Here is a 13,744-nt window from a genome sequence, read left to right as displayed (position 1 = left end):
CCCCTGAAGCCGCCGGCGGCCCGGGCGCTCCGGCTACAGCGGGATGTTGCCGTGCTTCTTGTGCGGCATGGTGGCGCGCTTGTCGCGCAGCGCCCGCAGGCCGCGGACAATCTGCAGCCTGGTCTCCGACGGCGCGATCACCGCGTCCACGTAGCCCAGTTCGGCCGCCTGGTAGGGGTTGAGCAGCTCCTCTTCGTACCGGGCGATAATCTCCTGGCGGCGTGCCTCCACATCCCCGCCGTCGGCGCCCACCTCTGCCAGCTCGCGGCGGTACAGGATGTTGACCGCCCCCTGGGCGCCCATCACGCCGATCTGCGCGGTCGGCCAGGCCAGGTTCAGGTCCGCGCCCAGCTTCTTCGAGCCCATCACGATGTACGCCCCGCCGTACGCTTTGCGCGTGATCACCGTCAGCTTCGGCACGGTGGCCTCGGCATAGGCATAGAGCAGCTTGGCACCGCGGCGGATAATTCCGTTGAATTCCTGGTCCTTGCCGGGCAGGAAGCCGGGCACATCCACCAGGGTCAGGATCGGGATGTTGAAGGCGTCGCAGTGGCGCACGAAGCGCGCCGCCTTTTCCGAGGCATTGATGTCCAGGGTGCCGGCGAACTGCATCGGTTGGTTTGCCACCACGCCCACCGTGGCCCCTTCGACCCGGCCGTAGCCGATGATGACATTCGGAGCGTAGAGGGCCTGCATCTCCAGGAAGTTGCCGTCATCGAGGACCTGCTCGATGACGGTGCGCATGTCGTAGGGCTGGTTGGCCGCATCGGGAATCAGCCCGTCCAGCAGCAGGTCCTCGGCACTGACCTCCAGATTCTCGCCGAAGCCGGCCCGAGGTGCCTCGGACAGGTTGTTCGAGGGCAGGAACTCCAGCAGTTCGCGGACGAACTCGACGGCGTCTGCCTCATCGGTGGCGAGGTAGGTGGCGGTGCCGGTGTTGGCATTGTGCTGGCGCGCCCCGCCGAGCGTCTCCATGTCCACCTCCTCGCCCGTGACGGTCTTGATCACGTCCGGTCCGGTGATGAACATATGAGAGGTCTTGTCCACCATCACCACGTAGTCGGTCAGGGCGGGGGAGTAGGCGGCGCCGCCGGCGCACGGGCCCATGATCAGCGAAATCTGCGGGACCACGCCCGAGGCAGCCACGTTGTTGCGGAAGATGTCGGCAAACATGGCCAGCGACGCCACGCCTTCCTGGATGCGCGCGCCGCCGCCGTCATTGATGCCGACGACCGGGCAGCCGTTGCGGAGGGCGAATTCCTGGACCTTGACGATCTTTTCGCCGTTGACCTGGCTGAGCGATCCGCCGTAGACGGAAAAATCCTGGCTGTACACGGCCACCAGCCGGCCGTCCACCGTCCCGTAGCCGGAGACGACGCCGTCGCCGAGCGGCTTTTTCCGCTCCATGCCGAAGGCGGTCGAGCGGTGCGTGGCGAAGGCGTCGAATTCCACGAAGGATCCTTCGTCCACCAGCATTTCGATCCGTTCGCGGGCAGTGTGCTTGCCGCGGGCATGCTGCTTCTCGATGGCCTCGGGACCTGAGGGCTCCAGGGACAGCGCCTGGCGGCGGCGGAAATCCGCGATCTTGCCGGCAGTGGTCTGAAGATCAAGTTCTTGATCGAGGCTCATGGATACTCCGGATTCTGCATGCGAGAAATAAAGAACATAAAACTGCCTACGGGTGCAGGTGCCGGATTTAAGTAGGTTTCGTACAAAAGCCGCGGCCGTCCGGGCACCGTCGCTCCCAGTCTAGTGAGTGCGGGCAGGACATCTGCTGTAGCAATCCTACAATTTCCCCGCCGGAGCTTTTGCCAACCGGGTCTGGCCGCGCGCCGGGGGTGTCCCCTGCGGCAGTGCTCAGTAGGATGGTGCCATGAGCCAGAGTTTTCCCGACGTCGACCGTCCCGCCCTTGATCTGGACGGGCTGAGCGACGCCGTCTGCGCGCCGCTGGGACCGTACCGGCGGCTGGAACTGGTCGAGTCCACAGGATCCACCAACGCTGATCTGGCTGCCAAGGCGGCTGCCGACAAGGTCGGCTGGTCCGACCTGAGCGTGCTCACGGCGGAGGAGCAGACGGCCGGCAGGGGCCGGCTGGACCGCGAATGGACGGCTCCGGCCCGTTCCTCGGTGATTGTCAGCATCCTGCTGCGCCCGCACAACCGGGCCGGCATGCCGCTGCCGACGCAGAGCTACGGCTGGTGCTCGCTGGTGGCGGCGCTCGCCCTGGCCGAGGCGCTCGGCGACCACGCGAAGCTGGAAGCCACCGTGAAATGGCCCAATGACGTGCTGGTCAACGGCAAGAAGATTTCCGGCATCCTGGCGCAGATGGTCACCTATCCGGACGGTACGCCGCCGGCCGTCGTGGTCGGAACCGGACTCAATGTCACCCTCGCCGCCGAGGAGCTGCCGGTGCCCACGGCCACCTCGGTGGCTCTGGAAAAGGGTGCGACGACGGACCGGACCGTGCTGCTGATGTCCTACCTGCGGATTTTCGCGCAGCGCTACCGTCAGTTCTGCGACGTCAACGGCAAGGCCGACGCCGAATGGCCCGACGGCACCAGCCTGCTGTCGCGGCTGAGCGCCGCGATGTCCACCCTCGGGCAGCAGGTGCGCGCCGAGCTGCCCGGCGGCGCCGAGATTGTCGGCGAGGCCGTGGGACTGGACAGCTACGGCGCGCTGCGGGTGCGGTCGGCGGACGGAACCGAGCATGTGGTCGCCGCCGGCGACGTGGTGCATCTGCGTCCCGATGAAGGGTCCTGATTTGCCCGTGGTTGACACCAGCCCGGGACCGGTGTGCTGTGGTGTCCGGGAGCAGCCGTGCAGCTGAGGCTTGAGCCGGGGGAGCAGGTCATTGTGGCCACGCTTCCTCAGGCCCGTACCCTGTTCTGGCCGTTCCTGGCACTGCTGCTGGTGCTGCTGGCCGGCGGTTTCGGCTCCGGCCGGATTACCCGCGAGCTGGGCGTCGCCTGGGTGGCCCAGTGGCAGCCGTTCCTGCAGGCTGCGGTGCTGGTGGCCGCCGCCGTGCTTGCTCTGCGGCTGTTTGTGGTGCCGCTGCTGCGCTGGTCGTCCACCCGGTACGTGCTGACCAACCGGCGGCTGCTGGTCCGGCGCGGCTGGGGCCGGCGCAGCGAACAGGAGACCCGGCTGTCGGGCATCTGCGAGGTCCATGCCGAACAGTCGCTGCTGCAGCGGATGCTGCGCAGCGGAACGTTGCGGGCCGAGGCGGGCCCGGGCCGTTCGACCAAGCTGGTCGACGTGCCGGAAGTCTACCGGTTCCGCACCCTGGTGGCCCGGGCGATCGAGGACCTGCCGCAGCCGGCCGCCGCTGCCGGTACCGGCCCGCTGCCGCAAGGTCCCGCCCTGGCGGACGGCTCCGACACCGGCCTGGGGGCGGGGGCCGGGGACCCTGGCGACGACGCCGGCTTCTACGGTGGGTAGAACCCGGCGGATTGGCCGGTAGATTAGTAGCAGCCGGATGACGACGGCAGAAGGGGTGGCAGGTGTTGAGCAGCGGACAGGACGAGGGGCGCCAAGACATGGATGAACCTGAGCCGATGACCCTGTCCATGCCCCGGATCATTCCGCGCGAAGAGCTGGCGGCCGTGCGCGAAGACCTGCGCGAGGACCCCTACCCGGAGAAGGTGGACCGGCAGGCGGTGCGGGATCTGGAACTGCGGCTGCTGGGCGGGGAACGGACGCTCAAGCGCCGCGAGGTGGCCGCGGCGGCCGGTGTCTCGCTGCTCTCGGCGCGCAAGCTCTGGCGTGCCCTGGGCTTTGCCAACCTCGGCGACGACGACATGGCGTTCACCCCGGCGGACATCGAGGCCCTGACCACCATCATTGACCTGGTGCGCGAGGAGCGGCTGACCGAGGAAGCGGCCATTTCCATCACCCGGTCCATCGGCCAGATGACCGACCGCATGGTGGTGTGGCAGGTCGAAGCGGTGGTGGAGGAAATGGTGCACCGCCTGGGCATCACCGATCCCCAGGCGCGCAAGCGGCTGGTCACCGAGCTGCCGAACCTGATCGAACCGCTCGAACAGGTGCTGCTGTACTCCTACCGCCGCCAGCTGAATGCGGCGGTATCCCGGCTGACGGTCCGGGCCGAGGCCGGGCTGGGCGCCCGGGCCGAGGAGGAAGACGACGGCTCGCTGCCGCTGCTGCGCGCCGTCGGCTTCGCGGACCTGGTCTCCTACACCAGCCTGTCCCGGCAGATGAACGAGAAGACCCTGGCGCAGCTGGTCCAGCGCTTCGAGCACCGCTGCGCGGAGATCATCTCCGTGGGCGGCGGCCGGCTGGTGAAGACCATCGGCGACGAAGTGCTGTTCATCGCGTCGACACCGCAGGCCGGCGCCGAGATATCGCTCGCCCTGGCCAAGGCCATCGGCGACGACGACCTGCTGCCTTCGGCCCGGGTGGCGATGGTCTGGGGCGGCATCCTCTCCCGGCTGGGGGATATCTTCGGCCCTACCGTGAACCTGGCTTCCCGGCTGACCGCCCTGTCCGAGCCCGGAACGGTACTGCTCGATTCGAGCACCGCCGCCACCCTGGCCGGGGACGAGCGTTTCGTGCTCATTCCCCAGAAAGTGCGCACCGTGCGCGGCTTCGGCGAGATCCACCCAGTGACGCTGGCCCATGGCCGCGGTACCGGTCTGGTGGTGGACTAGGCGCATGGTGGCCATCAAGTTGACGGTCGGGCAGGGTACCGACCGCGGGCTGCGCAGGCAGCTGAACGAAGATTCGCTCCTCGTGGCCCCGCCGCTGTTCGCCGTCGCGGACGGCATGGGCGGCCACGAGGCCGGGGAGGTGGCCAGCCGGATCTGCGTCGAGACGCTGCAGGCGGAGGTTGCCGGCCGCACGGCGAACGGCGTCCGCGCGGCCGATGCCCTCGGCGTCGAGCAGTTGCGGCGGCTGATCGCGCTGGCGGACCAGCGGATCCGGGCCGCGGCGGACGCCCGGGCCGGCACGACCGTCAGCGGCGTGGCGCTCGTGCCGGCCGACGGCGGGCCGCACTGGCTGGTGTTCAATGTCGGGGACTCGCGGACCTACCGGCTCAGCGGCGGCCGGCTCCAGCAGATCACCAAGGACCATTCCGAGGTCCAGGAGCTGCTGGACCTCGGGCGGATCAGTGAGCAGCAGGCGCTGGTGCATCCCAGGCGCAACGTGGTCACCCGGGCCCTGGGCACCGGCGAGGATGCCGAGCCTGACTTCTGGCTCCTGCCCGTGGAAACCGGGGACAGGATGCTGATCTGTTCCGATGGGTTGACCAGCGAGGTCAGCGATGACCACCTGCACACCATCCTCGCCGCGCTGGCGCATCCCCAGGATGCGGTGGATTCGCTGATCCAGGCGGCGCTGCGGTCCGGCGGCCGGGACAACATCACGGTCGTGGTGATCGACGCCGCCGCAGAGTAGCAGCGGCCGGAACGATCCGGGCGGCAGGGGCGGATCAGCGCCGCTCTTCGACGATGCTGGTGCCGGTTCCGGGGCGCGACTCCCAGGCCCAGGTTTCATGCAGGCGCAGCCGGCCGTCCTCGAGTACCTCGATGCGTGATTCGCAGGCACCGCCGGCCGTCCGTCCATCGGTATTCAGATGGGTGTAGCGGAAGGCAAGGCCGGCGCCGTCGCGGGTGCCGACCAGGTACCCGCGGATGACTGCGCCGCCGGAGTATTCGGCCCAGACGACGTCGCGGTCCTGGTGGTAGCTGAACTCCGTGGCGCTGCCCACCTCGCCTGAGCCGGAGTGGCTGACCCCGGTAAAGGTCCGTCCGTCAAGGCTGGCATGGTCGGCTGCGGCAAGGCTGGGAGCGGACATGGGTCCCAGCTTAATGGATCCCTCGGGCGGTCCGGCCGAGGCCGCGCGGCAGGTTACATGCGGCAAGATAGAGGCGTGAGCACAGCGCAGATCCAGCCCGAAGACACAGAGCAGGCCGGAACGGTCCCGGTGCGGCAGCCGGAGCAGCTGCCTGACGAGGCCGTCCGGCAGGAGTATGACCGCGTCGTGGACGAGGTCCGGCGCCACCGGCATGCCTACTACACCGAGGATGCCCCGCTGATTTCCGATGCCGAGTACGACGCGCTCTACCGGCATCTGGAGGAGCTGGAGGCCCTGCATCCGGAACTGGTCGCCAACGATTCGCCCACACAGGAGGTCGGCGGCGAGGTGTCCGCCGCCTTTGCCCCGGTGCGCCACCTGCAACGGATGTACAGCCTGGAGGACGTCTTCTCCCTCGAGGAGCTGCAGGTCTGGATCGAACGTGCCACGGCATCGGTGGAGAAGCTCGGCGGCACGCAGCAGCTGCGCTGGCTCAGCGAGGTCAAAATCGACGGCCTGGCCGTGAACCTGCTCTACCGCGACGGCGAGCTGGTGCGTGCGGCCACCCGCGGCGACGGGACCACCGGGGAGGACATCACCCACAACGCGCTGACGATCAAGGACATCCCCACCCGGCTCTCCGGCAGCAATGTGCCCGGCGAAGTGGAAATCCGCGGCGAGATCTTCATCGCCTCCCGCGGCTTTGTGGAACTGAACGAGAAGATGGTGGCCGAGGGCAAGGCCCCGTTCGCGAACCCGCGCAACGCCGCCGCCGGTTCGCTGCGCCAGAAGGACCCGGCCGTGACGGCCCAGCGGCCGTTGAGCATGTTCGTCCACGGGATCGGCGCGCGCGAGGGGCTGGCCGCGGCCAGCCAGTCCGAAACCTATGCCCTGCTGCGCGAATGGGGCCTGCCGACCAGCCCGTACTTCAAGGTGCTCGAGAACTTCCAGGAGGTCCTGGACTTCATCGGGCACTTCGGCCAGCATCGGCACGACCTGTTGCACGAGATCGACGGCATCGTGGTGAAGGTGGATGATTTCGGGCTCCAGCGCGCCCTCGGCCATACTTCCCGGGTGCCGCGCTGGGCAGTGGCCTACAAGTATCCGCCGGAAGAGGTCCACACCAAGCTGCTGGACATCCGGGTCAATGTCGGACGCACCGGGCGGGTGACCCCCTACGGGGTGATGGAACCGGTGAAGGTGGCCGGCTCCACCGTGGAAATGGCCACCCTGCACAACCAGGACGTGGTCAAGGCCAAGGGCGTGATGATCGGCGACATCGTGGTCCTGCGCAAGGCCGGGGATGTCATCCCGGAAATCGTGGGACCGGTCATGGCCCTGCGCGACGCGCAGGATCCGCCGGTGCGCGAGTTCGTGATGCCGGCGGACTGTCCATCCTGCGGCACGCCGCTGGCGCCGGCCAAGGAAGGCGATGTCGACATCCGCTGCCCCAATGCGCGCTCGTGTCCTTCCCAGCTGCGGGAGCGTGTCTTCCACCTTGCGGGCAGGGGTGCGTTCGACGTCGAGGCGCTGGGCTGGGAGGCCGCCGTCGCGCTCACCGCGGGGCCGGGCCCCGATCCGGCGACGATCGGCGGCTCCCCGGCGCCGGAGGGTCCCGGCGTCCTGACGGACGAATCCCGCCTCTTCGAGCTCGCGGAGGGCAGCGCCGATCCGGCGTTGCGCGAGGCACTGGCCGGAGTCAAGGTCTGGCGCGAGAAGCGCTCGAAGGGGGTTGGCACCGGCCAGTGGGAGCTGGTCCCGTACTTCTGGACCAAGCCGACGGCGAAGACCCCGTCCAAGCCCGCCGCCAACACGGAGAAGCTCTTCCGGGAGCTTGAGAAGGCCAAGACCCAGCCGCTCTGGCGTGTCCTGGTCGCGCTCTCCATCCGACATGTGGGCCCGACCGCCTCGCGCGCACTGGCCACCGCGTTGGGATCGATGGACGCGATCCGGGCAGCCACGGAGGAACAGCTGGCCGAGGTGGACGGGGTTGGTCCGACCATCGCCGCCTCGCTGACCGAGTGGTTTGCCGTGGACTGGCACCGCGAAATCCTGGACCGGTGGAAGGAGGCAGGGGTCCGGATGGCGGACGAAGCGGATGAGAGCATGCCCCGCACCCTGGAGGGCCTCACCGTGGTGGTCACCGGAACGTTGCCCAACTTCAGCCGGGACGAGGCGAAGGAAGCCATCGTCATCCGCGGCGGCAAGGCGTCCGGGTCGGTTTCGAAGAACACCAGCTATGTCGTCGCGGGCGAGAATGCCGGCACCAAGCTGGACAAGGCCGAGCAGCTGGGGATCCCGGTGCTGGACGAGGACGGGTTCAGGAAATTGCTCGACACCGGAAGTGCCTGAAAAATTTCCTAACACTAGCCGGGCGCCAACCGAGAGTCAACTGAGAGGAATCAGGACCTTTTTGGGGTAAGAAATGTGAGGTACACGGCGTGGCGGTTCGGCGCCCCACGGCGTGCCGTCCATCACCATTGAATAATGACTCACAGCACCACTTCACCCGCGCCTGCCCTTACCTCCGTCCATGCCGCGGACCTCACCGTGACGGAGGCTGCGGAACGCCTGCGGACAGGGCAGCTGGGAGCCGGCGAATATCTCGAGGCGCTCGCGGAACGCCGGGAATGGGCCGGCAAGCTTGGTGCCCTGATCCACGACAACTTCCCGGCCTTGCTCGAAGCCGGCCGCGGGATTCCGGACGGTGCGGACCCGGCTCCGCTGGCCGGCATTCCGGTGGTCCTCAAGGACATCATCGATGCCGCCGGCCTGCCCACCACCGGCGGCACGCCCACGCTGAAGGAGTACCGGCCCGCCGCCGATGCACCGGTGGTGGAGCGGCTGCGCAAGGCTGGCGCACTGATCGCCGGCAAGGCCAACCTGCACGAGCTCTCCTTCGGGATCACCTCCAACAACGCCGCCTTCGGTCCGGTGCGCAATCCCTTCGACCCCACCAAGGTCGCCGGCGGCAGCAGCGGAGGCTCGGCCGTCGCCGTCGCCGCCGGACTGGTGCCGGCGGCGTTGGCCGCGGACACCGGCGGTTCGGTGCGGATTCCCGCGGCCTTCTGCGGCGTCGTCGGATTCCGTCCCTCGGCCGGGCGCTATCCGTCTGGCGGCCTGCTGCCGATTTCGCATACCCGCGACACCGTGGGGCCGATCGCGCGCAGCGTGGCGGACATCATCCTGCTTGACGCCGTCCTGGCCGGGCTGAAGCTGCCGGCCGCGGCCCGCCGCCGGGCCGAGACGGCGGGGCAGCCGCTCGAGGGACTGCGCCTGGGCGTTCCCGAAAGCACCTTTGCCCGCGACCTGGAACCGGAGGTGGACGCCTGCTTCCGGACCGTGCTGGCCACGCTGCAGGAGGCCGGTGCCGAGCTGGTGCCGCTGGAGCTGCGTCCGGTGCTGGACCTGGCAGATCCGGCCGGGCAGACCATCGCCCTCCACGAGGTCGGCGACGACCTGGCGAAGTACCTGGCCGACGGCGGGACACCGGTCACCTACGCGGGGCTGGTGGACGGCATTGCCAGCCCCGACGTGCAGGCGGTGTTCGCCGCCTCGGCCAAGCTCCGCAAGGCCGGGGACGGGGCCTACAAGAAGGCGCTGAAGGACGCGGACAAGGCCCTGAAGCTCTACCGGGCCGTGGTGGAGGAAGCGGGCGTGTCCGCGGTCATCCAGCCGACCGCCCCGGTGACCGCGCCGGCAATCGGCAACGGCAAGGACACCTCCGGCACGGCCATCGAGCTCAACGGCCGGCAACTGCCGGTCTTCGAAACGGTCATCCGGCATACCAACCTGGCCGGCGTCATCGGCCTGGCCGGGATCTCGCTGCCGGCCGGCACCAGCAGCGCCGGCCTGCCGATCGGCATCGAACTGGACACCGTGCCGGGCGCCGATTCCGACCTGCTGTGGCTGGCCCGCCAGATCGAGGCGCTGCTGCCGGCGGCAGCGCGGCCGGTGCCCGCGGGCAAGTGAGCATCACCATCCGGCCCGCCGTGGAGGCGGATTACGACGACGTCGCCCGGCTCACCCGGGCGGCCTACCTCCACGGCGGGCACCTGACCGAGGCCGATGCCTACCTTGAACGGCTCGGGGACGTGGCGCACCGGGCCGAGCACGCCACGGTCTGGGTCGCCGAACTGGAAGGCAAGGTTGCCGGCGCGGTGGCACTGACCTTGGCGGACGGGCCGTACGCCGATATTGCCCGTCCCGGCGAGCTGGAGTTCCGCATGCTGGCGGTGGACCCGGCCGCGCAGCGCTCGGGCGTGGGTAGGGCCCTGGTGCGGGCGATCATCGACTACGCCCGGACTATCGATGGCGTCGACGCGGTCAGCCTGACCACCGGCGCCGACTGGGTCCGGGCCCACCGGCTGTATGAGTCGCTGGGCTTCGCCCGCGTGCCGGAGCGGGACTGGCTGGTGCCGGGCACCGATATCCGGCTGTGGGTTTTCCGGCTGGCTCTCTGAGCCCCATATCGCGGGCGGCGGCGGGAGGAACCCGGGCCCGACACCGGACTCCCGCGCTCCCGGCCGCCGGTAGACTGGGTAGCAACAACCCATCCACCATTTGCAGGAGACCCATGTCTGAGATCAATCGTGAGGCCGTGGCGCATCTGGCGCAGCTGGCCCGCATTGAGATGACCGCGGAAGAACTGGACAAGATGGCCGGCGAACTGGACGTCATCGTCGACTCGATCAAGACGGTCAGCGAGGTGGCTGGCGACGACGTGCCCGCCACGTCCCACCCGATTCCGCTGACCAACGTATTCCGCGAGGATGTCCCGGGCCAGACGCTGACCAACGAGCAGGCCCTGTCCGGGGCCCCCGATGCCGAAGACGGACGATTCAAGGTCCCTGCAATTCTGGACGAGGAGTAAGAAGCAGCCGTGAATGAACTGATTACCCACAGCGCTGCCGAACTGGCCGCGAAGCTGGCCGCCAAGGAAGTCTCCGCCGTCGAGGTTGTCCAGGCGCACCTGGACCGGATCGCCGAAGTCGACGGCGAGGTGAACGCCTTCCTGCACGTCAATACCGAGGAGGCGCTCGCCGTCGCCACCGAAGTGGACACGGCCCGCGCCGCCGGGGGCGCCGAAGCCGGGCGCCTGCACGGCTTGGCCGGCGTGCCGATCGCGATCAAGGACCTGATCGTGACCATCGGCCAGCCCACCACCGCCGGATCGGCAATGCTCCGCGGCTGGATGAGCCCCTATGACGCCACCGTGATCCAAAAGATCCGCGCGGCCAAGATGCCGATGCTCGGCAAGACCAACCTGGACGAATTCGCCATGGGATCCTCCACCGAGCATTCGGCCTACGGACCCACCCGCAACCCGTGGGACCTGGACCGCATTCCCGGCGGGTCCGGCGGCGGGTCCGCCGCGGCCGTCGCCGCCTACGAGGCTCCGCTGGCCCTGGGCACCGACACCGGCGGCTCCATCCGCCAACCCGCGGCCGTCACCGGCTCGGTGGGCGTGAAGCCGACCTACGGCGGGGTCTCCCGCTACGGTGCCATCGCGATGGCCTCCTCGCTGGACCAGATCGGCCCGGTCTCGCGGACGGTGCTGGACTCGGCGCTGCTGCACGAGGTGATCGGCGGGCATGATCCGGCCGACTCGACGTCGCTGACCGACCCCGTCGGGGCGCTGGCCGAGGCCGCCCGCACCGGGAACGTGGCCGGGATGCGGATCGGCGTGGTCCGCGAACTGCAGGGCGAGGGGTACGACGCCGGGGTGCAGCAGCGCTTCGACGAATCCCTGGAACTGCTGCGCGGCGCCGGGGCCGAGATCGTCGAGGTCTCCTGCCCGAACTTCAAGTACGCGCTGGGCGCCTACTACCTGATCATGCCGTCGGAGGCCTCCTCGAACCTGGCCAAGTTCGACGGCGTGCGCTACGGCCTGCGGGTGCTGCCCGAGGACGCGCCGCTGACCATCGAACGGGTGATGGGCGCCAGCCGGGCCGCCGGCTTCGGCGACGAGGTCAAGCGCCGGATCATCCTGGGCACCTATGCACTGTCCGCGGGCTACTACGACGCCTACTACGGTTCGGCACAGAAGGTCCGCACGCTGGTCCAGCGCGACTTCGACGCGGCGTTCGCGCAGGCCGACGTGCTGATTTCCCCGACGGCGCCCACCACGGCGTTCAAACTGGGGGAGAAGCTCGACGATCCACTGGCGATGTACCTCAACGACGTCGCCACCATTCCGGCCAACCTGGCCGGCGTTCCGGGCATCTCGGTGCCCGGCGGCCTGGCCGGCGGACTGCCCGTGGGCATCCAGTTCCTGGCCCCGGCCCGCGAGGACGCACGGCTCTACCGGGCCGGCGCCGCGCTGGAGAAGCTGCTCGAAGACAAGTGGGGCGGGCCGCTGCTCGCCCAGGCCCCGGTACTCGGAGGTGTGAAGTAAATGACTGCCGTAACGGACGAGATCCTCTCCTTCGAAGAGGCAATGGAGAAGTACGACCCGGTGCTGGGCTTCGAGGTCCACGTGGAGCTGAACACGCGGACCAAGATGTTCTCCGCGGCCCCCAACGTTTTCGGCGACGAGCCGAACACCAACGTCACCCCCGTGTGCCTGGGCCTGCCCGGCGTGCTGCCGGTGGTGAACAAGGCCGCGGTGGAGTACTCGATCAAGATCGGCCTGGCGCTGGGCTGCCGGATCGCTCCCTCGTGCACCTTCGCCCGGAAGCAGTACTTCTACCCGGACACCCCGAAGAACTTCCAGACCTCGCAGTACGAGGATCCGATTGCCTTCGACGGCTCGATCGACATCGAACTGGAGGACGGCACCGTCTTCACCGTGGAGATCGAGCGGGCGCACATGGAGGAGGACGCGGGCAAGCTGACCCACCTGGGCGGGGCCACCGGACGCATCCAGGGCGCTGACTTCTCGCTGGTGGACTACAATCGGGCCGGCGTGCCGCTGGTGGAGATCGTGACCAAGCCGATTGTCGGTGCAGGCTCCCGTGCCCCCGAGCTGGCCAAGGCCTACGTGGCCGCCATCCGGGAGATCGTGAAGAACCTGGGCGTCTCGGATGCGCGGATGGAACGCGGCAACGTGCGCTGCGACGCCAACGTGTCGCTGATGCCCAAGGGCTCGACCACCTTCGGCACGCGCTCGGAGACCAAGAACGTGAACTCGCTGCGTTCGGTCGAGCGGGCGGTGCGCTTCGAGATCCAGCGCCATGCCGCGGTTTTGGAGTCCGGGGCCGCCGTGACACAGGAGACCCGCCACTGGCACGAGGACACCCGCACCACCACCGCGGGCCGGCCCAAGTCCGACGCCGACGACTACCGTTATTTCCCCGAACCGGACCTGGTGCCGGTGGTTACCTCCGAGGAATGGATCGAAGAGCTGCGCGCGCAGCTGCCCGAGCCGCCGGCCGAGCGCCGCAAGCGCCTGAAGGACGCCTGGGGCTATTCGGACGCGGAGTTCCGCGACGTGGTCAACGCCGGCGTGATGGATTCGATCGAGGAAACCATCGCCGCCGGGGCCACCCCGGCCGTGGCACGCAAATGGTGGATGGGCGAGGTGTCCCGCCGCGCCAAGGAAGCGGAGGTGGATCCTGCCGAGCTGGGCGTCACGCCCGAAACCATTGTGGAGCTGGATTCGCTGATCAGTGCCGGCAAGATCAATGACAAGCTGGCCCGCAAGGTGCTCGAATATGTGCTCGCCGGCGAAGGCACGCCGTCCGAGGTCGTGGACAAGCACGGCATGGCCGTGGTGTCCGACGACGGTGCACTGCTGGAGGCGATCGACGCGGCCCTGGCGGCCCAGCCGGAAGTGGCCGAGAAGATCCGCGGCGGCAAGCTGCAGGCGGCCGGCGCCATCGTCGGCGGCGTGATGAAGGCCACCCGCGGGCAGGCCGACGCCGGCCGCGTCCGCGAGCTGATCTTCGAGCGCCTCGGCGTCCAGGGCTGACGACCCCGGCCGGGGA

At 68.9% G+C, this 13,744-nt stretch carries 11 protein-coding genes and 1 pseudogene; 10 read left to right on the top strand and 2 right to left on the bottom strand.

The window, feature by feature from the left end; translation table 11 throughout:
* Positions 1 to 33 precede the first annotated feature (33 nt).
* Complete coding sequence (locus LVY72_RS00945; protein ID WP_237817575.1) at positions 34 to 1,629, bottom strand: acyl-CoA carboxylase subunit beta; 1,596 nt, start codon at positions 1,627 to 1,629, stop codon at positions 34 to 36.
* Positions 1,630 to 1,873: 244 nt separating this feature from the next.
* On the opposite strand from LVY72_RS00945, the gene LVY72_RS00940 reads away from it, so the two are divergent.
* The 4 genes and pseudogenes from LVY72_RS00940 to LVY72_RS00925 all read left to right on the top strand — a co-directional run.
* A complete protein-coding gene (locus LVY72_RS00940; protein WP_237817574.1) occupies positions 1,874 to 2,761 on the top strand; it encodes a biotin--[acetyl-CoA-carboxylase] ligase in 888 nt (295 codons plus the stop codon).
* 57 nt (positions 2,762 to 2,818) lie between these two features.
* A complete protein-coding gene (locus LVY72_RS00935; protein WP_237817573.1) occupies positions 2,819 to 3,439 on the top strand; it encodes a PH domain-containing protein in 621 nt (206 codons plus the stop codon).
* Positions 3,440 to 3,537: 98 nt separating this feature from the next.
* Entirely contained in the window at positions 3,538 to 4,668 is a 1,131-nt protein-coding gene (locus tag LVY72_RS00930) for an adenylate/guanylate cyclase domain-containing protein (RefSeq protein ID WP_237817572.1), read from the top strand.
* Positions 4,637 to 5,404: pseudogene (locus LVY72_RS00925) on the top strand (PP2C family protein-serine/threonine phosphatase); the annotation flags it as partial. The gene LVY72_RS00930 and the pseudogene LVY72_RS00925, both read left to right, overlap by 32 nt.
* Positions 5,405 to 5,450: 46 nt before the next feature.
* Here LVY72_RS00925 and LVY72_RS00920 read toward each other — a convergent pair.
* Positions 5,451 to 5,816, bottom strand: a complete 366-nt coding sequence (locus LVY72_RS00920) for an avidin-fold protein (protein WP_237817571.1) — start codon at positions 5,814 to 5,816, stop codon at positions 5,451 to 5,453.
* Positions 5,817 to 5,891: 75 nt separating this feature from the next.
* On the opposite strand from LVY72_RS00920, the gene ligA reads away from it, so the two are divergent.
* The 6 genes from ligA to gatB all read left to right on the top strand — a co-directional run bounded on the left by ligA (position 5,892) and on the right by gatB (position 13,728).
* Positions 5,892 to 8,168 (top strand): NAD-dependent DNA ligase LigA, encoded by a 2,277-nt coding sequence (gene ligA, locus LVY72_RS00915; RefSeq protein WP_372463663.1) that lies wholly within the window; start codon positions 5,892 to 5,894, stop codon positions 8,166 to 8,168.
* Positions 8,169 to 8,303: 135 nt separating this feature from the next.
* Positions 8,304 to 9,788 carry an amidase family protein gene (locus LVY72_RS00910; protein WP_237817570.1) on the top strand — a complete coding sequence of 495 codons (1,485 nt, stop codon included), beginning with the start codon at positions 8,304 to 8,306 and terminating at the stop codon, positions 9,786 to 9,788.
* Entirely contained in the window at positions 9,785 to 10,279 is a 495-nt protein-coding gene (locus tag LVY72_RS00905) for a GNAT family N-acetyltransferase (RefSeq protein WP_237817569.1), read from the top strand. The genes LVY72_RS00910 and LVY72_RS00905 overlap by 4 nt, the downstream gene beginning before the upstream one ends.
* A 113-nt stretch (positions 10,280 to 10,392) precedes the next feature.
* The gene (gene gatC, locus LVY72_RS00900; RefSeq protein ID WP_237817568.1) at positions 10,393 to 10,689 is read left to right on the top strand and encodes an Asp-tRNA(Asn)/Glu-tRNA(Gln) amidotransferase subunit GatC; all 297 of its coding nucleotides are present in this window, start codon (positions 10,393 to 10,395) and stop codon (positions 10,687 to 10,689) included.
* A 9-nt stretch (positions 10,690 to 10,698) separates the two neighbouring features.
* Complete coding sequence (gene gatA, locus LVY72_RS00895; protein ID WP_237817567.1) at positions 10,699 to 12,213, top strand: Asp-tRNA(Asn)/Glu-tRNA(Gln) amidotransferase subunit GatA; 1,515 nt, start codon at positions 10,699 to 10,701, stop codon at positions 12,211 to 12,213.
* Complete coding sequence (gene gatB, locus LVY72_RS00890) at positions 12,214 to 13,728, top strand: Asp-tRNA(Asn)/Glu-tRNA(Gln) amidotransferase subunit GatB (protein WP_237817566.1); 1,515 nt, start codon at positions 12,214 to 12,216, stop codon at positions 13,726 to 13,728.
* The last annotated feature ends 16 nt before the right edge of the window (positions 13,729 to 13,744 follow it).

The organism is Arthrobacter hankyongi, assembly GCF_022012395.1.
Classification (GTDB): domain Bacteria; phylum Actinomycetota; class Actinomycetes; order Actinomycetales; family Micrococcaceae; genus Crystallibacter; species Crystallibacter hankyongi.
The sequence above is the reverse complement of the archived record's forward strand: the minus strand, read 5'-3'. Positions and strand labels throughout refer to the sequence as shown.

Bases quoted from the DNA above. Each gene is read 5' to 3' on its own strand.
- LVY72_RS00930 (WP_237817572.1), top strand. From the start codon at position 3,538: ATGGATGAACCTGAGCCGATGACCCTGTCCATGCCCCGGATCATTCCG.
- LVY72_RS00920 (WP_237817571.1), bottom strand. From the start codon at position 5,816: ATGTCCGCTCCCAGCCTTGCCGCAGCCGACCATGCCAGCCTTGACGGA.
- LVY72_RS00945 (WP_237817575.1), bottom strand. From the start codon at position 1,629: ATGAGCCTCGATCAAGAACTTGATCTTCAGACCACTGCCGGCAAGATC.
- LVY72_RS00940 (WP_237817574.1), top strand. From the start codon at position 1,874: ATGAGCCAGAGTTTTCCCGACGTCGACCGTCCCGCCCTTGATCTGGAC.
- LVY72_RS00910 (WP_237817570.1), top strand. From the start codon at position 8,304: ATGACTCACAGCACCACTTCACCCGCGCCTGCCCTTACCTCCGTCCAT.
- gatC (WP_237817568.1), top strand. From the start codon at position 10,393: ATGTCTGAGATCAATCGTGAGGCCGTGGCGCATCTGGCGCAGCTGGCC.
- gatB (WP_237817566.1), top strand. From the start codon at position 12,214: ATGACTGCCGTAACGGACGAGATCCTCTCCTTCGAAGAGGCAATGGAG.